The sequence below is a fragment of the Longimicrobium sp. genome, assembly GCF_048594345.1.
Classification (GTDB): domain Bacteria; phylum Gemmatimonadota; class Gemmatimonadetes; order Longimicrobiales; family Longimicrobiaceae; genus Longimicrobium.
The window spans coordinates 13,060-36,132 of the sequence record NZ_JBMDXM010000035.1 but is presented as its reverse complement, the minus strand read 5'-3'; the positions used below and the strand labels follow the sequence as shown (position 1 = coordinate 36,132).

Genomic DNA, 23,073 nt, shown 5'->3' with positions numbered 1-23,073 from the left:
GCGTCGCCTTCAGCCAGCTTCCCAGGTAAGGTGCGGATCGAAGCCGTGCTCCGCGTAGTAGCGCGCGGCCTGGAGGACCGCCTCGATGTCGAAGCACATGTGGCGTGCGCGGTCTCCGTACCCCTGGTCGCTCTCCCAGACCCACACTTCCTCCTCGCCCTGCTCCGGAAATCGAGCCGCCGATTGAAGAATCCATTCAGGTTCACCGAGATGAAATAGGCTCCACGGCCACCCATCACCTGAAAGACCTCGCCCTCTTCGGAGCGGTCGTGGTGTGCTTCGTCGCTGGAGGGCCACAGCCGCAGGAACGGATAGCGGTTCCTGTCCAGGCGCCGGATATAGGGTTCAATGTCCTCCCACGCCTGAACAGGCACCTTTTCCGAGTACCACGGCTCCCCGTTTCCCGCGTACTCGGTGAACTCCAGCACCTTCACGTGCATGGGACCTCCGTTCGTCCGTGCGAGCGCGAGTTGGTACTACCGGACGTGGGCGATCCTACATCTCCCACGGCAGCTCGTCCACGAACCTGGTGTCCCCCGCGGCGAAGCGCAGGAACAGCGCGAGCGTGGCTTCGCGTGTGAGTGGCTGAGGAAGGACGATCACGGCGGGGCCTCGTTCGAACGACAGGTAGAACTCGCCGATGTCCTCCGGCTTCATGAACATCTCCGTGGCGGCAGAGGTCCCCAGCACGTCGCCCGTGGCCGATTGTAGCTCGATGGAGGCGCCGTACCACAGTTCGGGCTGGTAGAACGCGGCACGGATCGCGTCCGGGGTGGCGGGATCCACCACCGTATCCTCGTTCGCCTGGATCAACAGCCGCATCACTTCGCCCGCGGGTGATGGGCACGGTGCTCTTGCGCCAGGTAGTGGCGATCCACGTGCGTGTAGATCTGCGTGGTGCCGATGTCGGCGTGGCCCAGCATCTCCTGCACGGCCACCAGATCGGCGCCGCCTTCCAGCAGGTGCGTGGCGAAGGAATGGCGCAGTGTGTGGGGAGTGACGCGCCGTTCGATCCCCGCCGCCTTTACGTGCGCCTGCAGGATCTTCCACACGCCCATGCGCGTGAGCGGGCCGCCGCGTGCGTTCAGGAACACGCGGCCGTCGGTCTTGCCGCGGTCCAGCCGCGGCCGCGTCTCGCGCAGGTAGATGGCCATGGCGCCGATCGCCCGCCGCCCGACGGGCACCAGCCGCTCCTTGGCCCCTTTGCCATACACGCTGGCGAACTCCTCGTCCAGGTGCAGGTCGCGCACGCGCAGGTCCGTCAGCTCGCTCACGCGCACGCCGCTGGCGTACGCGAACTCCAGCATCGCGCGGTCCCGCCAGGCCAGCGGGTGAGACAGGTCCGGTGCCTCCACCAGCCGCGCGATCTCGTCCACCGACAACGCGTCGGGAAGCTTTTTCCAGGCCTTGGGGGTGTCGATGCGCTCGCTGGGGTCCGCCACCACCAGGTTTTCGCCCAGCAGAAAGCGAAAGTAGGTGCGGATGGCGGCCAGGTTGCGAGCGATGGACGACGGCGCCAGCCCCATGTCCTTGAGCAGCAGGATAAAGGCGCGCAGGTCCGCCGTGGTGATGTCGCGGGGCCCCGCCCTGCCCTGCGCCCGCGCGAACGTCGCCATCCGCGCCACGTCGTGCTCGTACGCGTCCAGTGTCTGGTCCGAGAGCCCCCGCTCGAAGCGCAGATGGTCCAGGAACATCTCGACGGCGAACGCCAGTGGCGGCGCGGGAGTCTCGGCGGGTGCGGCCACGGGGGAGTACGGAAGTACGGGGTACGAAAGTACGAAAGTACGAAAGTACGAAAGTACGAAAGTACGAAAGTACGAAGAAGCCTTGTTGGCTTTGTCCGCCGGCGGTGTGATGTCGCAGACCACGCTCTGGGGCGGTTGAAACCGCGGCTACGACGGCACAAAGTCCGCCTGCGCGGACTCAGCGGCCGGGCCATGTGCGGGATTCCAAGCACCGGCGCGTCCGCAACCGGCATGCATCGTCCGGCTGCGTCGTGACGCGAGTTCAGCGCGGGCTGCCGCGTCTGCGTTCGAGCAGTCGGAGGCTGGATTCTCCGGCCCTGCGACCCCTTGCGCGAGCGGACGATTCAACGTGGCCGGGCCTCAGATGACAGGCGCTGGCGCAATTCAGATTTTCGCCATCACCCCGACTGTCATTTCGAAGGAGCACCGCGCCGAACCCTGCGGCTGCCTGCAACCAGACGCGCGACCGGGAAATCTACCGTCCGACGGCCCGTGGCTTGTCGTAGCACCCCAAACCCGCGGCTACAATCCGCGCAGGCGGATTTCGTGACGTTCCAGCCGCGATTTCAATCGCCAAAGATGACGCCTGCTGCCAACGCGAGGGAAACCAGAATCACGAGCGTCCCGCCTTCAATCCTTGTCCGGCTCCACCAGTTCCTCGACCACCTCTTCCTCGCCGCGGGTCTTCCACCAGTACCAGGCAAGGACAGCGAAAATGATGGCGGCGGCGATGCCCAGCCAGCGGCCGGAGGATTCCACCGCCGCGCGGATCCGGTCCCAGTTGCGGCCGGCCGTGGCGCCCAGGTACACGATCAGCCCGTACCACAGCCCCGACGCCAGCGCGATGGGGATCGCCGCGCGGATGAAGCCCATGCCGCTGGTCCCCGCGAAGATGGGCACCACCGCGCGAAAGCCGGGAAGGTAGCGGCTGAAGAAGATCACCTTGCCGCCGTGCTTCTGGTACAGCGCCGAAAGGCGGCTCATCTGCTTTGGCTGCAGCAGCATCCTGCCGATCTTGCCGCGGAAGAACGCGGTGCCGTAGCGGCGCCCCACCCAGTACATCAGCAGCGCCGTCCCCACGTTGCAGATCCACACCACCAGAAACGACAGGACGGGATCCGTCACCCCGCGGCCCGCGAGAAATCCGCCCGTGAGCGCCACCACGTCCGCCGGCACGGGGGGAAAGATGTTCTCCAGCCCGGCCATGGCGCCGATCACCACGTACACCAGCGCCTCAGGCAGGCTCTCCATCCAGGCGATCAGCCGGTCGACCAGTCCTCCCATCCCTCGCCCCGGTAAAGGTTCATCCCACCTTCCCGTCCGGTCCCCTCACCACTACGCCACTCTCGCACTTTCGCACGCTTGCACTCCTCAGAGGCTGGCGTCGCGCCGGTGCCGCGCGTGCAGGGCGTCGATGTCCTCCAGGCTGTCGATCAAGGCCACGGCAAAGGCGGCAATTCCCTCGCCACGGCCAATCCATCCCAGCCCCTCGTTGCTTTTGCCCTTGATGGAGATGTGGTCCGGCCCAATCCCCAGCACCGACGCCAGCCGCTCCTGCATGGCCTGCGCGTGCGGGCCGATTTTGGGCGCTTCGCACACCACCGTCACGTCCACGTTCACCACCTGGTAGTTGCGCCCCTCCAGCAGCCGGACCACGCGGGCCAGCAGCTGAAGCGAGTCGGCGTCCTTCCACTGCGCGTCGCTGGGGGGAAAGTGCCGGCCGATGTCGCCCAGGCCGGCGGCGCCCAGCAGCGCATCGGTCACCGCGTGCGCAACGGCGTCGGCGTCGCTGTGGCCGTCCAGCCCGCGCTCGTGCGGAATCTCTACGCCGCCCAGGATGAGCCTGCGCCCCTGGGCAAAGCGGTGGGAGTCGTAGCCGTGGCCGATCCGCATGTACGTTCCGGTGGATGAAAACGCGCGCCGCCACCGGACGGAATGCCCGGCGGCGGCGGTACGATACGGGGGCGACCGGGCGTGCGGCAACCGTCCGCCCCGCGAGGCTCCCTGGCCTGCGTCAGATCTACGCGGCGCCGGCGGCGGCGCGCACCGGCTCCGCCTGCTCCACGCGCATGGACGTGCACTCCACCTGGACGATGACGCCGGTGACGCTCACCTCCTGCTCCGTGCCGGCGTAGCGGCGCAGCACGCTCCCCGCGCGCCCGTTGCCCGCGCTCAGCCGCAGCCGCTCCTCGCCGTCGGCGGTGCGCGTCACCAGCTCGTACTCCGCGCCGTCCTGGCAGTAGCTGATCTCGCTGGTGATCACCTCCACCGTCCCCTGCAGCGTGGTGGTGGGCTCGCCGCTGCCCGGCCGCGCGGCGGCGCCGGCCAGCGTGGCGGCAGAGGCGGGTGCGGCGTCGTACACGTCCATCCGCTCGCACTCCACGCGGCGGATGTACCCCGACACCGTGATTTCCTGGTCCGTGCCCGCGGCGTCGGCCAGCACGCGCTCGGTGTCGGGGTTGGTGGCGTTCAGGCGCAGGCGCTGCTCGCCGTCGTCCGTCCGCGACACCAGCTCGTACATCGCCCCGTCCTGGCAGATGCTGATCTGCTCGCGGATGTCCACCACCACCCCCGTGCGCGAGGTGGGCACCTCGAACACGGGCTCCTCGCCGCTACCGCCGTCCCTGCCCTTGGCCGCCTGCGTGACGGCAAAGATGCGCACGTTCACCTGGTTGCCCACGAAACCGACGACCCCGTCGATCGAGGCCAGGCGCCAGGGCACGCCGTGCCCGGCCTGGGCGATGGCCCCGTCCAGCGCTTCCTGAAGGCTGCCGTTGTTGGAGGTTCCGGTAAAGACCTGCTGGTTCGGCTTGCTCATTGTTTCGATTCCTGTGGTTTGATGAATAAACCCGCCGGCCACACGCCGCGCGGGGCACTGCACTGATGATCGGTGGATGGATGGTGCGAACGGGCGGGCCAGTGCTCCTAAAAGATGAGTTCCCTCAAAACTTCGCATAGAAAATTACTTCAATGGATCTGTATCCGCGCACTGACCCGCCGATCCACACCGTTCCATCTACAGAAGCACCCGAACCCGCGTCGAACCGTACGAGTGCCGCTCGAAGCCTGGATATGGCAACGGCTGGACCGCCGTGCCAAACAGGTTGAAATTCATACGCAAGCTGTTGGGAATAGCCAACCTGGATCCCAACACTTGCGTATTCCTCACCTTACCTCTGAGTGTGGCGGGCAGGTCCCAGATGGGACATGGAGCCGCTATAATATGTCCTCAAAATGGCGCCAGGATGGTCGAGGCTGAGGCGGCCCGGTCCTTCAATCAGGCCAGGAACTCACTGCGAACTGTATAGCGCTGATTTCTGAAGAAGCATTCCGGGGGAGGGCCAAGCTGCATCGCACGAGCACGTTGCGCAAAGACGACTCCCCTCGGGGAAGCAAACGCTTCGGGTCGAGGCGCACAACAGGGCATGCCTTCAATACGGCCGGCGGGCGAACCGACTTGGTGGCTATGCGATGGTTCCGAATCCCGGCTACCCGCCCAACTCCAACCGCATCTCGAACTGGCTGATGCCCTGCCGCTCCCAGCCGGCGCGGGCAAAGAACTCCGGCGCCAGGTTGTCGGGGACGATGGCGACGGCCTGCATCGGCTTGCCGGGGAGCGCGGCGGCCAGGGCGCGCAGCATTCGCGTCCCCCATCCCTGCCGCCGGTGCGCGCGCGGAACCACGAGCGCGGAGAGGGACAGCGTCTCCGCGCCGGGGTTGCCGATCAGTGCGTACGCGCGGTCCCCCAGCGCAAAGGCGCGGGCGGGCGCGGTGGCGGCGGAGAGCGTTTCGGGCGCCAACTGCCATGGCAGCTCCGGTTCGCCCTCGCGCAGGGCGACGCGCGCCAGCTCCAGCGGGTCAATCTCCCGCGGCGCATCCACGGCTCCTGGGATCGGTGCCGGATCCCAGCGGTAGCCCACCAGCCGCCGAGTCATCCGGAATCCCAGCGACTTGTAGAGCTTCACCGCGGGCGTGTTCTGCTCGATCACCTCCAGCAGCAGCGCGCGGTCGCCGCGGGCGCGGGCGTCGTCGATGGCGTCGCGCATCACCCGGCGCCCCAGGCCCCGGCGGCGCGCGTCCGCGGCGACGGCCATTCCGCCCACGCGGCTGGTCCACCCGCGCCTGCAGATGAACAGCACCGCCGCCGCCTGCCCGTCGTGCTCGTAGATGCGGCTGGCGAACGGGTCCAGGTGCTCGCCGCGAAAGCGCCGTTCCCACGACTCCGGCGTGGTGCGGACGGGGACGAGGTATCCCTTGAAGCAGCGCTCCATCGCCGCCGCCGCGACGGCCACGGGCACTTCGGCGAGGGGCCGGGCGATGATGTCGTTCGAGTCGGGCACGATCTGTCGGCCAGGAAACAAGGGAAGATGGAGCGGATGATGATTCCAATCTACACATCACGATCCAGTTTCGCGCGAGTCTCGCATCGGCGGTGACGTGAGGCTGGCAAAGCGGATCGTCGGAAGGCGGGTGCGGGTGGGGCGCGTTTTCGCGGGCCCTCTCCCCCGGACGACCTTTCGCTCGTTCCTCGCGACGGCGTCCGACCCCTCCCCCAACCCCGGGGGAGGGGTTGTGCGTGCGCGCCCAGCTTTGTCGCAGCGGGATCGAACCTCCCCCTCTCCGCAAGGGCGAACGGGGAGGGAGCTCCACGTTGTCGTAGCTCGATACCGGCCGCGGCGCGATCGAATTCTCCCCTCTCCACGAGGCACGACGAGCGGGGAGGGGCCGGGGGAGGGGCAGCGTGCGGGCGCAGTTCGGTGCCGTTCGCAGCGGGATGTGAATCCGCCGCCAACAGAAAAGGCGAGCCCCCCGGTCAGGGGCTCGCCTTGTCGATCGTCTTCGAAGTTCTCGCCGGGAAGCTCAGTGGCTCCGGCGTACCTCCCGCAGGCCGGGGCGCAGGTTGGCCATGGCCAGCTTGCGCGGCCGGGTAAGGGTGCGCACCAGCCCCAGCGTCAGCATCGCGAGCCCCAGCGTGGCCGCGGCGATCTCGGGGCGCCCCAGGAGCAGTGCCAGCAGGCACGCCACCATCAGGGGCAGGGTGTGAAGAAGGGTGATGCCCCAGGCGGTCGCGCGCTCGCGCCGGGCCCGGGCAGCCGGATGCCACTGCAGTCGTCGTTCTCGGTCGTCCATCGTACGGGTCGTGTTGCCGGCGCGCGGTCCGCGGGCCCGCAAAGGGGCCCCGCCAGCGGAGTGTCGGTTGTCGTCGGCAGGTAGCTGGGGCGCGGCAAACGCGCGTTGGGCCGGACTGCCAGGACCGCGGGAAGACGCGCCGGTGCGGCCGCGCCTTCGTCACGTCGCCCCGCACGCACAGCGCGCCGCCGGGGACGGACGGAATCATAGTACCCTCATCCCCCCGCCGGGTTCAAGCCCCTTGTGAAGGAAAGGGGTCAGCGACGGCGGGCGGGCGGCGCCAGCGGGCACCAGGGCCACCCTTCCTGGACCCGCCGCGCCAGACTGTCGGCGATGGCGGCGCGGCGCCCGCCGGGGGCGTTGGTTTCCTGGATCGGGGTGCGGCGGGTGCGCTCCGGGTTGCGGGCGCGCTGCTCCGCCTGCATCTCGCAGGCAATGGTGCGCTGAGCGTCGGTGAGGGTGTTCTGCACCAGCAGCCCGGCCGCGCGGTTGTTGCGGGCGATCTGCATCAGCGCGGGGCCGGTGCGCTCCCACATGGCCCCGCCCCGCCCCGGCCGGTCGCCGTCCCACGCCTCGCGCACGCTGCGGCGCAGCGAATCGTTGGCGGACGCCAGCACCATGGCGATGGAGTCCAGCGTGGTGGCCTGCGCGCCGGTAAGGCGCAGCCGCTCCCGCTCGCCGATCAGCCCGCGGATGGGCGGGGTAATGTTGGCGCCCACGTCCAGCGCCACCTGCCCCTCCGGCCCCTGCTGCACGGCGGGCACGTCCTGCGTTTCCGGCTGCTGGCCGCCGCACCCCACCAGCGCCAGCACCCCCAGCATGAACATCGTTCGCTTCACGGCCGTTCTCCATCGGTAAGAAGGCGTGCTCGATCCGCCGGCACGCCGCGGCGCGCGTGTGGCTCGAGGGCGACGGCAGACCGGGGCCTCACATCCCCGCCGCGTCAGTTCCCTGAATCGTACCTTTCTGCCCCCGCATCACGCCAGTTCCTTGTCGCGGGGCAGTGTACGAGCCGTAACGCACGGGGGGCCCACAGACTGACACGCGGCGGTGCCGAGGGCCCCTACGCGGCGCCGCGGATTGCGTCCGGCTCGATCCACCGCGGGTGCGTAGCCGATCCCCCCGCGGCACGAGAGTGTTGTTTAAGAATCTGATCTTCAGGCAACCCAACGTTTGATTTCCTGAGGGAGCGCGCCTCCTCAACTTGAATCCACTCAACCGCTTACGCGCGACCGAAGGATCTCGTCTCGGCGATCGCGAGGCAGGCCCGGCGGCACAGGTCCAGCCCCCAGGTGCTGCCAGCGAGATCCTTCGGTCGGCGCCAAGTGTCTTTGTGGCAGCAGGTTCGGAGCGGCACCTCCCTCAGGAAATCAAGCCCCTGGTCGATTCTTAAACACACTCTGAGTCTGAGAGAATGCCCGGACACTGCCTTCGCGGAAACTACGAGGAAGTTTTCGTGACGCGCACGGTGCGGATCCCCCGCGAACGCACTTTTTTGCTCCGCGCGTACGGGGGAGCCCGCGGCGCACTCGCGCAAGAAAATCCACAAAAGCGGGTGATGCGGATCGTTGGCTCCTGGGCCGGGCGCAGGAGACCGCCGCCCGTGCCGGAGGCGGAGGATGAACTCGATCCGCCTACGGCGGAAACGTTGTCGGCTGGAAGAGAAAAGATTCTTTGGTGTGGACCGGGCACCCCCGGACTGAGTGTGCAGGGCCCCTGGAATTACGTAATTCTCCGGTAGGAACGCGTGGATAAGGGCAATACGTTTTATCGCAAATTTTTTACTTGACTCTCGTATCCGGGCGTAATATGCATGCATCAGCGCCCCGGCGCGCCTCCCTCTGAACACCCTTCGAGTCACAACCCTCCCTCGCGCAACCTTGTCTTCGCCGCGCCCCGCGGCAAGCGGCCCCCTTCCGCATCCTGGAGACGCGATGAGCAGACAGCAGGAGATCGAATCGGAACTCGAGCGCGTTCGCCTGGAGCGCGTGCCGCCCACCCGGGGCAGGTCCTGTCACGTGCGCGACCTGCTGCACGGGATCCATGCGTCGCCGTTCGATCCCGCCCTCAACGTGCGCTCGCTCAAGATGCGCTGCCGCATCCGCGACAACAACGTGGCCTACCACTTCAAGTACGAGACAGGGCTCTCCATCAAGGAATACATCGAGGCACTGCGCATGGCGGCGGCGAGCGAGCTGCTGCGCGGCGGCGTCTTCAACAACTGGGAGGTGGCGCGGGCGGTGGGATACACGCACCTGCAGACCTTTTACCGCGCCTTTCGCCGCCACCTGGGGTGCACGCCCGGGGACTTCCGGGATCATCCGGTAGCGGACGACGCGCTGGCCGGCTGCGAGGGGTGACGCCCGGAGAGCGGCAGACGCTGGCCGCCGCCATGGACCGCGTGCTCCCCCCGGAGCCCGGCCCCGGCGCGTCGGACGCGAACGCCATCGGCTACGTGGATTGGCTGATTGGGACGGAGGGCCGCTCCGGCGCGGCCCTGGGGCCGGGGCTGGCGCTGCTGGACTCGATCGCGGAGGGCACCTGCGGGCGTCCGTTCGCGGCATGCTCGCCCGCGGAGCGTGACCAGGTGCTGGCGCGGATGCAGGACGTTCCCCATCCCACCGCGCAGCGCTTCTTTCGCTCGCTGGTGATGATGACCGTGACCGGATTTCTGTGCGCGCCGCGCCACGGCGGCAACCGCGGGCGGGCGGGGTGGAACGCCATCGGCTTCGTCCCGCACCCGCTGACGGACGCGGAGGCGCCATGAGGGACGCGGTGATCGTGGGCAGCGGCGCGGGTGCGGGGCCCCTGGCGCTGCGGCTGAGCCAGGCGGGGTGGAACGTGCTGGTGCTGGAAAAGGGGCCGCGCTACACCCCCGCCGACTACCGGCACGACGAGCTGCTCTTTGCCGAGCGCCCGGGGTTCTGGACGCCGCGGGTGGAGGACGATCCGCACGTGCTGGTGGACCACACCGCCGGCGACGCCCGGCCCGTGCTTTCCACCCTGGGATGGATCGCCTGCTGCGTGGGCGGGGGGACGGAGCACATGGGCGCCACCCTGTACCGGTTTCACCCGGACGACTTTCGGCTCAGGCGCCGCTTCGGCGAGTACCTGGAGGTGGCCGACTGGCCCTACGGCTACGACGAGCTGGAGCCGTGGTACGCCATGGCCGAATGGGAGGTAGGGATCTCGGGAGAGGGCGGCGCCAACCCCCACGAGGGACCCCGCTCCCGTCCCTACCCCATGCCCCCCCTGCCCTGCCACCCCCGGGCCGCGCGGCTGGACGAGGCGGCCCGGCGGCTGGGGGTGCACGCCTTTCCCACCCCGCGCGCCATCAACTCGCGGCCGTACGGGGGCCGGCCGGCGTGCAGCGACTGCGACTTTTGCGCGGGGTACGGCTGCCCCACCGGCGCGCGGGGTACGTCGGGCTGGGCGCTGCTGGCGCGCGCGGAGGCCACCGGCCGCTGCACCGTGCGGGCGAACGCCATGGTGACCGAGGTGACGGTAGGGCGCGACGGGCTGGCCAGCGGCTGCGTGTACCTGGACGCGGAGGGCACGGAGCACCGCGTGCGGGCGCGCCTGGTGTGCGTCTGCGCATCCGCGGTGGAAAGCGCGCGGCTGCTGCTGCGCTCCCGCTCGCCTCGCTTTCCGCAGGGGCTGGCGAACGGCTCCGGGCGCGTGGGCCGCCACCTGCACCTGCACGCGGCCTCCGCCGGGCGGGGGCGCTTTCGCCGCGACCGCCACCCGGCGGCGCTTCTGGACGCGCGCACCTCCATCCTGGGCCGCTCCGTGATGGACCACTACTTCCTCCCCGCGGGCGTGTCGGACTTTCCCAAGGGCGGGCTGCTTCGCTTCGACATGGAACGCCCCAATCCCATCGGCGGGGCGCAGCGCGCGGCGCGCGGGGACGACGGACGCCTGCTCTGGGGCGAGCCCCTGGCGCGGCGGGTGCGCGAGCACTTTCGCGACTGGCGCGAGGTGGAGTTCGAGGTGTTCCAGGAGTTCATCCCCAACGCCGGCACGCGCGTGGAACTGGATCCCGCCGTCACCGACCGCTGGGGGCTCGCCGCGGCACGGCTGCACCTGTTCGAGCCGGAGCACCACCGGCGCGCCGGAGCGTGGGTGACGGAGCGGGGGCTGGAGCTGCTGCGGGCCGCGGGGGCGGACGAAGTTGCCGCCCGGGGCATCGGCTACACGGTCAAGGTGATGGCCCACGGCACCTGCCGCGCGGGGACGGATCCGGCCACGTCGGTGCTGGACGGCTTCTGCCGCGCCCACGAGGTCCCCAACCTGTTCGTGGTGGACGGCAGCTTCATCCCCACGGCGGGTGGGGCGCCGTCCACGCTCACCATCCTGGCCAACAGCTTTCGTACGGCCGCGTACATCCTGGACCGTGCGCCCACCGGTGACCTGGCCCGGCGCGCGGCCACGCCCGCCCGGAGCGCGCGATGAGCGCGGCGACCGGAGCGGCGCCCGGCTGGCGCGAGCGGCGGGAGGCGCTGCGCGCGCTTCCCCGCTTTCTGGGGCTGGTATGGGACACCCACCGCGGGTTCACGGCCGCGCTGCTGGCGCTGCGCCTGGCGCGGGCGCTGGTGCCGGTGGCCACGCTGTGGGTGGCGCGGCTGCTGCTGGACGCGGTGGTGGCCGCGTCGCGCGGCGACGGCGACGCGGCGGCCGTGTGGCGGCTGCTGGCGCTGGAGGTGGCCATCGTGGCCACGGGCGACCTGCTGGGCAGGCTGTCGGTGCTGGTGGAAAGCCTGCTGGCGGACCTGTTCGCCACACACGTGGGCGGGCGGCTGCTGGAGCATGCGGCCACGCTGGACCTGCAGCAGTTCGAAGATCCCGTGGTGCAGGACCAGCTGGAGCGCGCGCGCGGGCAGACTGTGAACCAGATCGGCCTGCTGGCGCAGCTCAGCGGGCTGGTGCAGGACATCGTTACCCTGACCACGCTGGCGGGGGCCGTGCTGGCGTACGACCTGTGGCTGGGCGTGCTGCTGGCGGCGGCGGTGCTTCCCAGCTTCGTGGGGCAGACGCACTACGCGGGGCTGGAATATTCACTCCTTTTTCGCTGGACCCCGCAGCGCCGCAGGCTGGCGTACCTGCGCTCGCTGGGAAGCAGCGACAGGTCGGCCAAGGAGGTAAAGGTCCTGGGGCTGTCGCCGTGGATCGCGGAGCGCTTCCGGGCGCTCTCCACCCGCTTCAACGCCGAGAACCGGCGGCTGGCCGTGCGCCGCACGGCAGGCTCGTGGCTGCTGTCGCTGGTGGGGCTGGCGGGGTACTACGGCGCGTACGTTTCCATCCTGCGCGCGGCTGTGCGGGGGGTGGTCACGGTGGGCGAGCTCACCTTTCTGGCCGCCGCGTTCGCGCGCAGCCGCGAGCTGGTGGAGCGCATTCTCCAGGCGGTGGGCAAGGTTTCGGAGCAGAGCCTGTACGCCCGCGACCTCATGCTCTTTTTCCAGATCCGCCCGCTGATCGTCTCCGCGCCCGGCGCGCTTCCGGTGCCGGCGGAGCCCCGGGAAGGGATCGCGTTCGAGAACGTGGGCTTTCGCTACGCCGGGCGCGAGGTGTGGGCGCTTCGCAACGTGACCTTTCGGCTGCGCCCCGGCGAGTGCCTGGCGCTGGTGGGGGAGAATGGCGCCGGAAAAAGCACGCTGGTCAAGCTCCTCTGCCGGCTGTACGAGCCCACCGAGGGGCGCGTGACGCTGGACGGGCGAGACCTGCGCGAGTACGACCTGAGTTCGCTTCGCTCCGCGCTCAGCGTGGTGTTTCAGGACTACGTGCGCTACGACATGCCGTTCGACGAGAACATCGCCGTGGGCGCGGTGCGGGATGCGGCGCTGTATCTGGACGAGGTGGACCGCGCGGACGAGGGCGCCGCCCCGCCCCCGCCCCGCGCGCTGGTGCGGGCGGCGGAGCAGTCGCTGGCCGCCTCGCTGCTGCCGCGGCTTCCCGGCGGGTACCGGCAGATGCTGGGGCGCTTGTTCGATGGTGGCGTGGAGCTTTCCGGGGGCGAGTGGCAAAAGGTGGCGCTGGCGCGGGCGTACATGCGCCAGGCGACCGTCCGCGTGCTCGACGAGCCCACGGCCGCGCTGGACGCCCGCGCCGAGTACGAGATCTTTCGCCGCTTTCGCGATCTGACCACGGGGTGCATGTCGGTGGTGATCTCGCACCGCTTCTCGACCGTGCGCATGGCGGACCGCATCCTGGTGCTTTCCGGCGGGCGCATGGTGGAGCATGGTTCGCACGAGGAGCTGCTGGAAACCCCGGGTCTCTACGCCGAGCTCTTCGGTATCCAGGCGGCCGGGTATCGCTAGGACCAGCAACAGAGGTCAGGGTACAGAGGAACAGACGACAGCCGGAGGAACAGAGGACGGAATGCGGATCACCTCTGTTCCTCTGGCTGTTCTCGGTCCCTCTGTACCTTCAGATGTTGGTTTTCCGGGTTCCGTATCATCATCATACCGTTTCCCACGGTTCGTTGTGCACTCGTGGTGATTCCGGGTGAATACCAGCTGCACCTCCAGAACCGATATCTCACACGGGGTGAACGGGGTCAACGGTTTTGATCTTTACCGTTGACCCCGTTGACCCGTGTGAGACGAGTCTTTTCCAGGACCGGGATCGAGTGCACAGTGATCAGCGAGCCGCACCGCGTGCTCAGCCCGATTTCATGTACCGCGCAGGGATGGGCGGCGGTTACGGCGAGCCGTGCTGGTGTCGGGTCTGCGGCTGCGGCTGGCCGGCGGGAGCGGTGTACGAGCCCTGCCCCTGCGCCTGGCCCGCTTCCCGTGCCGCGCGGGCGGCTTCGCGCCGCAGTGACAGGTGGACGGAGCGCACGAAGGCCTCGGGGGTAACGGGGCCCTGGCCCCAGCGGGCGTCGAACTCCGCCGTGGGGCGTGCCGCGACCACCTCGTCGGCGGTGCGGCCCGCGGCCACCATCGGCTGCACCCGGTCGCGGACGGCCACCAGCATGTCGCGCCAGGTGCGCAGGTCGGCAAAGGTGGCCAGCGGGCCCCGGCCGGGGATGATGGGCTCGATCCAGCTGGGATCCGACTCGTAGTTTTCCAGAAACTCCGAGGCGGAGCGGATGAGCCCCGCCAGCGACCCCTCCCTGGCCACGTCGATGACCGGGTACCCGTCGCTGGTGAACAGCGCGCCCAGGTACAGGAACTTCTGCGTCTCGAAGTGCACGATGGCGTCGGCGTTGGTCGATCCGTTGGGGTGATGCACCACGTGGATCTCCTCCCCGTTCGTCTCCAGCTGGATGACGTGGGAAAAGCCGTATCGAGGCGTGCCGCCCACCACCACCGCGCCGCGGGGACGCCGCACCCGCTTGCGGATCTCTTCGTGCGCGAACACCGTGGCCCCCTGCGCCGACCACCCGCCGTCGGCCCAGCGGACGGCGCTGTCGCCCGACATCACCAGCACCCAGCGCACGGGGCCGGCGTTGAGCGAATCCATCAGCGTGCGCACCTTCGCCAGCCCCGACGGCTCCTGCACCCCCACCACCAGGGTGCCTTCCGCCCCCGTCCCCACCACCAGGTTCCCCGCCGAATCGGGGACGAAGTAGAACCCCGGCGCGATCTCGGGAAAGCGCCCGGTAGGCAGGGGCGCCGGCGCCGCGGGACCAGCCGCGGGGCCGGGCCCGTGGTCGTGCTGGTGCTGGGCGGCCGCGGGGGATGCGGACAGGACGGCCAGGGCGGCGAGCCGCCCGAACAGGGGGGAGCGGATGTGCATGGGGACGTCGTCGGGGGGAGAGGGAATGTCGGAACGGATGCCGGGCCGCCCCGCGGGCCGCCCGGCGCACTGCGTTCACTCCGCGCGGAGGGCGCGGAGCGGGTCGGTGCCGCCCGCGCGGCGGGCCGGAAGCCAGCTGGCCGCCACCGCCACGGAAAAGAGCAGGACGGACATGGCCCCAAAGGCCAGCGGATCGCTGGGGCTCACCTGGTACAGCAGCCCGCGCAGCAAACGGGTAACGGCGAACGCCGCCACCACCCCCGCCACCACGCCGGCGCCCGCCATCACCGCGCCCTGGCGCAGCACCAGGCGGTTGAGCTGCGCGGGGGTGGCGCCCAGGGCCAGCCGCACGCCAAACTCCGGCATCCGCTGGCTGACGGAGTACGAGACGACGCCGTAAATCCCCAGCACGCCCAGGAACACCGCCGTCCCGGCCGCCACCAGCAGCAGCAGTGTCGTGAGCCGGCTGCGGGCGGTGGCCGCCGCGACCACCTCGTCCAGCGCGCGCACGTTGGCCACGGGCACCTTGGCGTCCACCTCACGCACGGCCCCGCGCACGGCATCCGCCACCGAGGCGGCGGGGAGCGACGAGCGCACCACCACCGTCAGGTCGCGGGGCACCAGGGTGGGCGCGGTGCCCTCCCCCAGCGGGTCCGCCAGGACCGGAAGGTACAGCGTGCGTGCGGGGCCGGCGGCCACGTTCTCGCCCGCCACGTTTCCCACCACGCCCACGATGGTGTACCAGGCGCCGTCCTCCGCGCCCTCCTGGCCATCGTCCAGCCGCACGCGGCGCCCCAGCGGGTCCTCGCCGCCCAGCAGCCCCCGGGCCAGCGCCTCGCTCACCACCACCGCCGGGGCCCCGCCGGCAAGGTCGCCGGAGCGAAAGCCGCGGCCGCGAAGCAGGGGGATGCGCAGCGCCTCGAAGTATCCGGGCGTCGCCAGGTTGTAGGCCACGGAGGGACGCACCTCGCCCGGGCGGGGCGGCTTTCCCTGCACCTCTACCCCGCCGCTGAACGAGGCCAGCGTCTGCGTAAGGGGAAGGGTGAACGTGGCTTCGGCCGAGGTGACGCCGGGGTGGGCGCGCAGGCGCTCCAGCACCTGCGCGTAGAACCGTGACGCCTCGCCGTAGCCGCGGTACTGCCGGTTGGGGAGCGACACCTCGGCGGCGACCACCTGCCGCGCGCCAAAGCCCAGGTCCACCTGCCGCAGCGCGCGCAGGCTCTGCACCATCACGGCCGAACCGATGAGCAGCGCCAGCGCCAGCGCCACCTGCATGGCCACCAGGAAGCGCTGCGCGGCGTGCCATCCGCGCCCGCCCGTGGCCCGCCCGCCGCCGCCCTTGAGCCCCTCGCCGGGCGCGGTGCGCGCCGAACGCGCCAGCGAGACGGCGCCGAACGCCACCCCGCTCAGCACCGCCAGGGCAACCCCCACGCCCAGCGCGGCGCCACCCAGGCGCACCTCGTCCAGCCGCGGCACCTGTCCGGCCCCAAAGCCGAAGCGGGCGCGCACGGCGCCCGCGGCCAGCACCAGCCCAAGCACCCCGCCCGTCAGGGCCAGCAGCAGGCTTTCGGACATGAAGCCGCGGGCCAGGTCGCGGTCGGTGGCGCCCAGCGCCCGCTCCACCGCAACCTCGCGCGAGCGGCCGGCGGTGCGCACCAGGAACAGGTTGGCCACGTTGGCCAGCGCCACCAGGAGCAGAAAGCCCACCGCGCACGCCAGGATCACCAGCGCCGGGCGCACCGCGCCCACCATGCGCTCCTTGAGCGGCGTGACCCGGGGCTGGAATCCCGCCTGCGCCAGCACGGGCGCCGGCGCGTCGGGGTACGCCTCCGGCAGCGTCCCCGCCAGCCGCCGCAGGTCGTCGCCTGCCTGATCCACGGTTACGCCGTCGCGCAGGCGGGCCACCGCGCTCAGGTACAGGTCCCTGACCCCCGCCCCCGCGGGCTCCACACCCATGCTGACGTACAGCTCCGTCTCGCGCCTTGGAAAGGCGAAATCGGGGGGAAGGATCCCCACGACTTCCCGTTGCGAGCGATTGACCTCCACCGTACGCCCCACCAGCCCCGGGTCGCCCCCGTACCGGCGCTTCCACAGGCCGTGGCTCACCAGCACCACGGGCGTGGCGCCCGGCTCGCCGTCGGCGGCCGTGAGCGCGCGCCCGTGCAGGGGGCGCACGCGCAGCGCGCCGAACACCCCCGGCGTGGCCAGCGCCACGTGCACCCTCTCCGGCTGCTCGGTGTCCGTGAGCGTGACCCTGTTCTCCAGGTACGCGCCCATCTCCGAAAAGACGCGGTTCCCCTGCTGGTAGTGCAGAAAGGTGGCGTCGGACTGGCCGCCGTCGGTGATCTCGAACCCCGGGGCCACGTGGCGCAACTCCACCAGGCGGCCGGCGTCGGCGTAGGGAAGCGGGCGCAGCAGGACGGCGTCCACCAGCGCCAGGATGGCCGTGGCGGCGCCGATGCCCAGGGCCAGGGTGAGCACCGCGGTCCCCGCGAACAGCGGCGAGCGCAGCAGGCGCCGGGCGGCGCGGGCGACGGGCGGAGGGAGCAGGGCCATGCGGATCCTTCCGAGGGTGAAGGGCCGGGACGCCGATGACACATGATTGCTGTCGGGATGAGATCATGTCAACCGTTTCTCCCCCGGCCCCTCCCGCCCCTCTCGATCCGTCCGCTCGCCGCCGCGCCGCGCCCCCGCTGAACGGAAGACGGAACGTGCAGATGGAACGCGCCGGAAAAATTTGAAGACAAAATGCAATTTACGTCGGATAACAGGTCGTTATCTTCGAAGCCACGGCCCACCTGGTCTCGGCGGCACTCACACCGGGGATTCCATGCAGCGCATCCACATTCACCCCCACGTCCGTTCGGTGATGGATCCCGACGGCGCCGTGCTCCTGGACCTGCGCCAGGGCCGCTACTACAGCCTGAACGGCGTGGGAGCCCGGATCTGGTCGCAGATCGAGTCGGGGCGCACCGTCCCCGAGATCGAGTCGCACCTGGTGGGCGCCATGGGCGCGCCGGCCGACGCCGTGGGGGCCGACGTGGCCGCCTTCGTGAACGACCTCGTGGCCAAAAAGCTGGTCGATGCCCGGGGCTGAGCTCCCCTTTGGCGAGGCGCTGCCTTCCACGGCGGCGCCGGCGGCGTCCCTGGGCGAGGGGGTGCTGGTGGCGTCCGGCTGGTTGATGCTGGCCTTTGTGGACGTGGCCCTGCGGCTGGGCGGGTTTCACCGCTTTTACCGCATGGTCGAAGCGTGGCCCGTGCGCCGCCCCCTCCCCGCCGACGCCCGGACGGAAACCGTCCGCCGCACCTGCGCCGCGGTGGACCGGGCACGCGTCTACTACTTCAAGCGCGCCTGGTGCCTGCAGCGCGCCGCCGCGTCGGTGTGCCTGCTGCGGCTGCGCGGCGTTCCCGCGGAGCTGGTGATCGGGGTGCGCAAGATCCCCTTCTCCGCCCACGCGTGGACGGAGGTCGACGGCGGGGTGGTGAACGACCCCGCCAACCTGCGCGCCGTCTACACGGAGATGTCGCGGTGCTGAGCGCGGGGAGGGCGCGGTGAGCGCGCTGGCCGGCGTCTGCAGCCGGCGGGGCGCGCCGCTTCCCGACGGCGCGCTGGAGCGGATGTGCCGCGGCATGGAGTGGCTGGGCCCGGACGGCGAGCACGCCGCCCGCACCCCGCCGGTGGCCATGGCCGTGCGCCCGTTCCACACCGCGCCCGGCGCGCCCGCCGCCCAGCCGCTGCGCGCCGCCGACGGGTCGCTGATCGCCTTTGCCGGCCGCGTGGACAACGCCGCCGAGGTGGCGGCCGACCAGGGCGCCGAAAGCCGCGCCGTCGCCGCCGGCGCGCTGGCGCTGGCCGCGTACCGCCGGTGGGGCGTGGAGGGGTTCGGCCGCCTGGTGGGCGACTTCGCCCTGGCGCTGTGGGACGCCCCGGCGGCCCGCCTGGTGCTGGCGGTCGATGCCCTGGGACGCGTTCCCCTGTACTACCACCCGGGCGCGGAGCACCTGTTCTGGGCCTCGCGGGCGCGGCCGCTGGTGGACGGCGCCGGGCTGGCGGGCACGGTGGACGAGGACTTTCTCGCCAACTTCCTGGCCAACCGCCCCTCCACCGGGAGTGCCTTCCGCGACGTGTCGCAGCTTCCCGGGGCGCACGCGCTGGTGATGGAGGGCGGCCGGGCCGAACTGCGGCGCTACTGGTCGTTCGACACCTCGCGGCGCGTGCGCTACGCCACCGACGCGGAGTACGAAGCGCACTTCCGCGCGCTGTTCGATCAAGCCGTGGCCTGCCGGATGGACACGGGCGGCCCCGTGTGGTGCGAGCTGAGCGGCGGCGTGGACAGCACCACCATCCTGTTCACCGCCGAGCGGCTGGTCGCCGAGGGCCGGGTGAGCGCCCCGGCGGTGCGCACGGCCTCCTACGTCTTCGACCGCGCCGCCAGCTCCGACGAGCGGGCGTGGATCCGCCTTGCCGAGGAGCGCCTGGGGCGTGCGGGGCTGCACCTGTCCGAGGACGCGTGCCCCATCCTTGCCCCGCTCCCCCCGGGCTTTCGCCCCGACCTGCCCACCAACCAGCTGTGCTACGTGGCGCGCCAGGACCGCCTTGCCCAGGCCATGGCGGACGACGGCGCGCGCGTGGTGCTGAGCGGCATCGGCGGCGACCAGCTGTTCTGGAGCGAGCCCCCCGAGGCGCTGGTGCTGGCCGACCTGGCGGCGGAACGGCGGCTGGGCGAGATGCTGCGCGCCTGCGCCACCTGGTCGCGCGCGCTGCACTGGCCCTTTCTCAAGACGCTGTGGGTGGGCGGATGCTTTCCCCTGCTGCCGGCGCGCTGGCAGGCGCGGCTGCAGCGGTTCAACCCCATGGGCGAGTGGCTGGACCCGGCGTTCGTGCGGCGCACCGGGCTGGGCGAGCGGCTGCTGGGCTCGCGCGACGACCAGGGGTTCGACGTGCCCAGCGCGTCGCTGCAGTACGCCATGGTGCGGCAGACCATGCGCAGCTACGCGCTGGAGCGCACGCACCACGCGCCGCGGGTGGAGGCACGCTACCCGTACCTGGACCGGCGGCTGGTGGAGTTCGCGCTGGCCATCCCCCTGGAGCAGAAGGTCCGCCCGGGCGAAACGCGCTCCATCGTGCGCCGGGCGTTTCGCGGCGCCATCCCCGACACGCTGCGGCGGCGGGCGGGAAAGTCCGGCCCCACCGAGGCGTTTCAGCGTGCCATCATCCGCGAGTGGCCGCGGCTGTCGGCCCTGTTCCGCGACTCGCGGGCGGCGGCGCTGGGAGTGATCGACGCACCCGCCTTTGTGGCGGCGCTGGGACGGGTGCGGCACGGGATGGTGGTGAACCCCGCGCAGATGCACCGCACCATCTCGCTGGAGCTCTGGCTGCGCACGCTGGACGCGCGGGCCGGCTCCGCGCCCGCCCCGGTGGAGGAGGCGCAGCCCCCGCGGCGCCGGGCGGAAGGCGCGGCCAGCATGCAGGTGGCATGAAGCGGCACCAGGACACGCGCACCGACGGAACCGGCACCGCCCGCCCGTCCGCAGATACGTCTCCCGGCATCCGCCGGGGGAATCCGTGCCGCCCGGAAGGCGGCGAACCCTCCCCAAAGGAGTTCCCATGTACGAGCGTCCCGAGATCCAGGAGATCGGCGCTGCCTCGGCCCTCACGCTGGGCCGTCCGAACCTGACCTGCGACGACAACTGCGAGTGCACCAAGTCGGCGGACGTGGACGTCGGCGACACCGTCGACATCTCCAACTAAGCTACGCGGTATCGCGACGGCGCCTGTCCCCACCCTCAGGGGGCAGGCGCCGCTGTCCGCGCCCGGCCGTACGACGCCCCGGATTGCGTGCCGGTGGAGCTCCGCGCACTTTGCGGGGCTTTCGCGTTTCCATCCACCCGCGCCGCCGGAGAACCGCTTGTGCGCATCGTCTTCCTCATCCTTCTCCTGCTCGTGATCGACACCCCGGCGCTGGGCGCGCAAGAGCGGCCGCGGGCGCGCGAGGCCGGCGTGGTGATCGGCATTCTGCCGCCGGGCCCGCTGAACGCCATCACCGACGTAGACGGCGTGCGCGTGGGGCAGACGACGGTGGTGGAGGGCGACTCCGTCCGCACCGGCGTCACGGCCATCCTTCCCCACGGCGGCAACGCGTACCTGGAGCGGGTGCCGGCGGCGCTGCACGTGGGCAACGGCTTCGGCAAGCTGCTGGGGGTGACGCAGCTGCGCGAGCTGGGGGAGATGGAAACGCCGATCCTGCTCACCTGCACCCTGTGCGTGTGGAACGCGGCCAACGCCATGGCCGACTGGATGCTGGCAAAGCCGGGGATGCAGGACGTGCGCTCCATCAACCCGATTGTCGGCGAGACCAACGACGGCGGATTGAACGCCATCCGCACCCGGCCGCTGCGCGCGGAGCACGTGGTGGCGGCGCTGGAGGGGGCGACTTCGGGGCCGGTGCGGGAAGGCGCCGTGGGCGCGGGAACGGGGACGGTGGCGTTCGGCTGGAAGGGCGGCATCGGCACCAGTTCGCGGCGGCTGCCGGCGGCGCTGGGCGGGTGGACGGTGGGCGTGCTGGTGCAGACCAACTACGGCGGCGTGCTGACGATCAACGGCGCGCCCGTGGGCCGCGAGCTGGGGCGCTACATCTTTCAGCCGCAGCTGGAGGGCCCGCGGGACCGCGGCGACGGCAGCGTGATGATCGTCGTGGCCACCGACGCGCCGCTGGACGCGCGCAACCTGGATCGGGTGGCGTCCCGGGCGCTCGTCGGCCTGGCCCGCACGGGGGCCACGATGACCAACGGGTCCGGCGACTACGTGCTGGCCTTTTCCACCGCGGTCCAGGTGCGGCGCGACCCTCGCGCCCGCGAGCCCGCCGCCGTGCGCGACCTGCCCAACGAAGCGGCGACGGGCCTGTTCCAGGCCGTCGCCGAAGCCACGGAAGAAGCCATCCTCAACTCCCTCTTCCGCGCCACGACGACGACGGGGAGCGGAATGACGGTCGAGGCGCTCCCCCTGGACCGCACGCTGGAGGTGCTGCGGCGCTACAACGCGCTGGGCTGGGACCGTACGCTGCCGCCGGGACGGCCGTAGATGTGAGGGTGTGAGGGTGTGAGGGTGTGAGGGTGAACGGGTGAACGGGTGAACGGGTGAACGGGTGAACGGGTGAACGGGTGAACGGGTGAACGGGTGAACGGGTGAACGGGTGAACGGGTGAACGGGTGAACGGGGGCCGCGCTCCTCACCTCACCTCTTGATCGCGAGATCAGTCATCCTGAGGGAGCGCCGCGCCGAACCGTAACCCACGCAACCATTTCCGCGCGACCGAAGGACCTTCTCTCTGCCACCGTGGGGCAGGCCCCGCCGCAGAGGGCCGGCCCGACGGTTCCGCGGGCAAGGTCCTTCGGTCGCCGCCATAGATCCTGCAAAGACAAGGATTGGCGCGGCGGCTCCCTCAGGATGACTGGTCGGGGTGTGTCGGTCTGGCCAGGTCTACGGCCCAGAGGCTTTCTTCGCCGGTGATGAAGAGGCGGCGCTCGCCGGGGCCAAAGGTGCAGTTGGAGCAGGGGTGCGGCGTGGGGATGAGGCCCAGCGGCTCACCATTCGCGGAAAACACCTGCACGCCGCTTCCGGAACTGCTCCACAGCCATCCCCGCACGTCCACGCAAAACCCGTCCGGCACACCGGGCTCGATCGTCCGAAACACGCGCCGGCCCGTCAGCGCTCCCTCCTCACCGACGTCGAAGGCGAGGATGTGGTGCCGCCCCAGGTCCGAATCCGACACGTAGAGCACACGTCCGTCCGGAGAGAACGCGATTCCGTTCGGCTGGACGAGGTCCGCCATGCGCGTCAGCGCACCCGTCTCGGGGTCGTAGCGGTAGACGCTGTGGTGGTCCAGCTCGGCCGGCGCCGGGCATCCCTGTTTGGGATTCTCGATGCCGTACGTGGGATCGGTGAACCAGATCGCACCGTCCGGCGCCACCACAAGGTCGTTGGGCGAGTTGAGCCGCCGGCCCGCAAAGTGGGTCACGAGCACCACCGTCTCGCCGTCCGGTCCCGTGCGGCTGATGCAGCGCCGGCCGTGCTCGCAGTGCAGCAGGCGCCCCTGCGCATCCACCGCGTTGCCATTGTTGAACGGCGTCGCATCCAGCACCACCTCCACCGCCCCGTCCGCACGCCATCCCAGTACGCGGCGCCCCTCGATGTCGCTCCACACCAGCATCTCACGCGCGGGCCACCACACCGGCCCCTCGCTGAACAGCGCCTGGTCGTAAAGCGTGAGCAGCTGCGCCTCCCCGCCCAGCACCTCCGCGAATCGGACGTCGTACGCCACGGGCGGGCCAGCGTCCTGCACGCGCGACGGCGGGCCGGGATCTCGCACGCGGCACGGTATCCCCACGGTCAACGGCACTCCCTGTGGATCTGTATCATCGTCCCTTTGAACTGATTCCGGTGCGTTTCGACGGCGGCGCC

General features: G+C 70.8%; 21 protein-coding genes. 9 read left to right on the top strand and 12 right to left on the bottom strand.

Annotated elements, in window-relative coordinates; all coding sequences use genetic code 11:
• Positions 1 to 9: 9 nt before the first annotated feature.
• From ACOJUJ_RS03575 to ACOJUJ_RS03535, 9 genes are all read right to left on the bottom strand, one after another.
• Complete coding sequence (locus ACOJUJ_RS03575) at positions 10 to 147, bottom strand: hypothetical protein (RefSeq protein ID WP_420125472.1); 138 nt, start codon at positions 145 to 147, stop codon at positions 10 to 12.
• A gap of 348 nt (positions 148 to 495) precedes the next feature.
• Positions 496 to 822 carry a hypothetical protein gene (locus ACOJUJ_RS03570; RefSeq protein ID WP_420125471.1) on the bottom strand — a complete coding sequence of 109 codons (327 nt, stop codon included), beginning with the start codon at positions 820 to 822 and terminating at the stop codon, positions 496 to 498.
• Positions 822 to 1,745, bottom strand: a complete 924-nt coding sequence (gene xerD / locus ACOJUJ_RS03565; RefSeq protein WP_420125470.1) for a site-specific tyrosine recombinase XerD — start codon at positions 1,743 to 1,745, stop codon at positions 822 to 824. Before xerD ends, ACOJUJ_RS03570 begins: the two co-directional genes overlap by 1 nt.
• A gap of 630 nt (positions 1,746 to 2,375) precedes the next feature.
• Positions 2,376 to 3,029, bottom strand: a complete 654-nt coding sequence (locus ACOJUJ_RS03560; RefSeq protein ID WP_420125469.1) for a DedA family protein — start codon at positions 3,027 to 3,029, stop codon at positions 2,376 to 2,378.
• Positions 3,030 to 3,116: 87 nt separating this feature from the next.
• Positions 3,117 to 3,638 carry a 2-C-methyl-D-erythritol 2,4-cyclodiphosphate synthase gene (gene ispF / locus ACOJUJ_RS03555; protein ID WP_420125468.1) on the bottom strand — a complete coding sequence of 174 codons (522 nt, stop codon included), beginning with the start codon at positions 3,636 to 3,638 and terminating at the stop codon, positions 3,117 to 3,119.
• Positions 3,639 to 3,765: 127 nt separating this feature from the next.
• On the bottom strand, positions 3,766 to 4,563 hold the full coding sequence (locus ACOJUJ_RS03550; RefSeq protein ID WP_420125467.1) for a hypothetical protein: 798 nt from the start codon (positions 4,561 to 4,563) through the stop codon (positions 3,766 to 3,768).
• A 670-nt stretch (positions 4,564 to 5,233) separates the two neighbouring features.
• Entirely contained in the window at positions 5,234 to 6,085 is an 852-nt protein-coding gene (locus tag ACOJUJ_RS03545) for a GNAT family N-acetyltransferase (RefSeq protein ID WP_420125466.1), read from the bottom strand.
• 520 nt (positions 6,086 to 6,605) lie between these two features.
• Positions 6,606 to 6,875, bottom strand: a complete 270-nt coding sequence (locus ACOJUJ_RS03540) for a hypothetical protein (protein WP_420125465.1) — start codon at positions 6,873 to 6,875, stop codon at positions 6,606 to 6,608.
• Between the two features lie 257 nt (positions 6,876 to 7,132).
• On the bottom strand, positions 7,133 to 7,714 hold the full coding sequence (locus ACOJUJ_RS03535; protein ID WP_420125464.1) for a hypothetical protein: 582 nt from the start codon (positions 7,712 to 7,714) through the stop codon (positions 7,133 to 7,135).
• 1,095 nt (positions 7,715 to 8,809) lie between these two features.
• On the opposite strand from ACOJUJ_RS03535, the gene ACOJUJ_RS03530 reads away from it, so the two are divergent.
• Genes ACOJUJ_RS03530 through ACOJUJ_RS03515 form a run of 4 tightly spaced genes read left to right on the top strand, consistent with a single transcriptional unit; the run spans position 8,810 to position 13,189 of the window.
• Complete coding sequence (locus tag ACOJUJ_RS03530; protein ID WP_420125463.1) at positions 8,810 to 9,235, top strand: helix-turn-helix transcriptional regulator; 426 nt, start codon at positions 8,810 to 8,812, stop codon at positions 9,233 to 9,235.
• Positions 9,232 to 9,642, top strand: coding sequence for a gluconate 2-dehydrogenase subunit 3 family protein (locus tag ACOJUJ_RS03525; protein ID WP_420125462.1), 411 nt, complete (start codon positions 9,232 to 9,234; stop codon positions 9,640 to 9,642). Before ACOJUJ_RS03530 ends, ACOJUJ_RS03525 begins: the two co-directional genes overlap by 4 nt.
• Entirely contained in the window at positions 9,639 to 11,327 is a 1,689-nt protein-coding gene (locus tag ACOJUJ_RS03520; RefSeq protein WP_420125461.1) for a GMC family oxidoreductase, read from the top strand. Before ACOJUJ_RS03525 ends, ACOJUJ_RS03520 begins: the two co-directional genes overlap by 4 nt.
• The gene (locus ACOJUJ_RS03515) at positions 11,324 to 13,189 is read left to right on the top strand and encodes an ABC transporter ATP-binding protein (RefSeq protein ID WP_420125460.1); all 1,866 of its coding nucleotides are present in this window, start codon (positions 11,324 to 11,326) and stop codon (positions 13,187 to 13,189) included. Before ACOJUJ_RS03520 ends, ACOJUJ_RS03515 begins: the two co-directional genes overlap by 4 nt.
• A 382-nt stretch (positions 13,190 to 13,571) precedes the next feature.
• Here ACOJUJ_RS03515 and ACOJUJ_RS03510 read toward each other — a convergent pair whose 3' ends face one another.
• Positions 13,572 to 14,612 carry a hypothetical protein gene (locus ACOJUJ_RS03510; protein WP_420125459.1) on the bottom strand — a complete coding sequence of 347 codons (1,041 nt, stop codon included), beginning with the start codon at positions 14,610 to 14,612 and terminating at the stop codon, positions 13,572 to 13,574.
• 75 nt (positions 14,613 to 14,687) lie between these two features.
• A complete protein-coding gene (locus ACOJUJ_RS03505; RefSeq protein ID WP_420125458.1) occupies positions 14,688 to 17,168 on the bottom strand; it encodes an ABC transporter permease in 2,481 nt (826 codons plus the stop codon).
• Between the two features lie 274 nt (positions 17,169 to 17,442).
• Between ACOJUJ_RS03505 and ACOJUJ_RS03500 the strand changes: the two genes are divergently transcribed.
• The 5 genes from ACOJUJ_RS03500 (at position 17,443) to ACOJUJ_RS03480 (ending at position 21,693) form a co-directional block, all read left to right on the top strand.
• Positions 17,443 to 17,709, top strand: coding sequence for a PqqD family protein (locus ACOJUJ_RS03500; protein WP_420125457.1), 267 nt, complete (start codon positions 17,443 to 17,445; stop codon positions 17,707 to 17,709).
• Entirely contained in the window at positions 17,696 to 18,148 is a 453-nt protein-coding gene (locus tag ACOJUJ_RS03495) for a lasso peptide biosynthesis B2 protein (protein ID WP_420125456.1), read from the top strand. Before ACOJUJ_RS03500 ends, ACOJUJ_RS03495 begins: the two co-directional genes overlap by 14 nt.
• 16 nt (positions 18,149 to 18,164) lie before the next feature.
• Positions 18,165 to 20,093: an asparagine synthetase B family protein gene (locus ACOJUJ_RS03490; protein WP_420125455.1), complete on the top strand. Its 1,929-nt coding sequence runs from the start codon at positions 18,165 to 18,167 to the stop codon at positions 20,091 to 20,093.
• Between the two features lie 127 nt (positions 20,094 to 20,220).
• Positions 20,221 to 20,364 (top strand): lasso RiPP family leader peptide-containing protein, encoded by a 144-nt coding sequence (locus ACOJUJ_RS03485; protein WP_420125454.1) that lies wholly within the window; start codon positions 20,221 to 20,223, stop codon positions 20,362 to 20,364.
• A 159-nt stretch (positions 20,365 to 20,523) separates the two neighbouring features.
• A complete protein-coding gene (locus ACOJUJ_RS03480) occupies positions 20,524 to 21,693 on the top strand; it encodes a P1 family peptidase (protein ID WP_420125453.1) in 1,170 nt (389 codons plus the stop codon).
• Between the two features lie 361 nt (positions 21,694 to 22,054).
• On the opposite strand, the gene ACOJUJ_RS03475 is transcribed toward ACOJUJ_RS03480, so the two are convergent.
• The gene (locus tag ACOJUJ_RS03475; RefSeq protein WP_420125505.1) at positions 22,055 to 22,999 is read right to left on the bottom strand and encodes an SMP-30/gluconolactonase/LRE family protein; all 945 of its coding nucleotides are present in this window, start codon (positions 22,997 to 22,999) and stop codon (positions 22,055 to 22,057) included.
• Positions 23,000 to 23,073 lie beyond the last annotated feature (74 nt).

Bases quoted from the DNA above. Each gene is read 5' to 3' on its own strand.
- ACOJUJ_RS03500 (WP_420125457.1), top strand. From the start codon at position 17,443: ATGCAGCGCATCCACATTCACCCCCACGTCCGTTCGGTGATGGATCCC.
- ispF (WP_420125468.1), bottom strand. From the start codon at position 3,638: ATGCGGATCGGCCACGGCTACGACTCCCACCGCTTTGCCCAGGGGCGC.
- ACOJUJ_RS03510 (WP_420125459.1), bottom strand. From the start codon at position 14,612: ATGCACATCCGCTCCCCCCTGTTCGGGCGGCTCGCCGCCCTGGCCGTC.
- ACOJUJ_RS03540 (WP_420125465.1), bottom strand. From the start codon at position 6,875: ATGGACGACCGAGAACGACGACTGCAGTGGCATCCGGCTGCCCGGGCC.
- ACOJUJ_RS03495 (WP_420125456.1), top strand. From the start codon at position 17,696: ATGCCCGGGGCTGAGCTCCCCTTTGGCGAGGCGCTGCCTTCCACGGCG.
- ACOJUJ_RS03485 (WP_420125454.1), top strand. From the start codon at position 20,221: ATGTACGAGCGTCCCGAGATCCAGGAGATCGGCGCTGCCTCGGCCCTC.
- ACOJUJ_RS03505 (WP_420125458.1), bottom strand. From the start codon at position 17,168: ATGGCCCTGCTCCCTCCGCCCGTCGCCCGCGCCGCCCGGCGCCTGCTG.
- ACOJUJ_RS03520 (WP_420125461.1), top strand. From the start codon at position 9,639: ATGAGGGACGCGGTGATCGTGGGCAGCGGCGCGGGTGCGGGGCCCCTG.
- ACOJUJ_RS03570 (WP_420125471.1), bottom strand. From the start codon at position 822: ATGCGGCTGTTGATCCAGGCGAACGAGGATACGGTGGTGGATCCCGCC.
- ACOJUJ_RS03550 (WP_420125467.1), bottom strand. From the start codon at position 4,563: ATGAGCAAGCCGAACCAGCAGGTCTTTACCGGAACCTCCAACAACGGC.
- ACOJUJ_RS03560 (WP_420125469.1), bottom strand. From the start codon at position 3,029: ATGGGAGGACTGGTCGACCGGCTGATCGCCTGGATGGAGAGCCTGCCT.
- ACOJUJ_RS03530 (WP_420125463.1), top strand. From the start codon at position 8,810: ATGAGCAGACAGCAGGAGATCGAATCGGAACTCGAGCGCGTTCGCCTG.
- ACOJUJ_RS03515 (WP_420125460.1), top strand. From the start codon at position 11,324: ATGAGCGCGGCGACCGGAGCGGCGCCCGGCTGGCGCGAGCGGCGGGAG.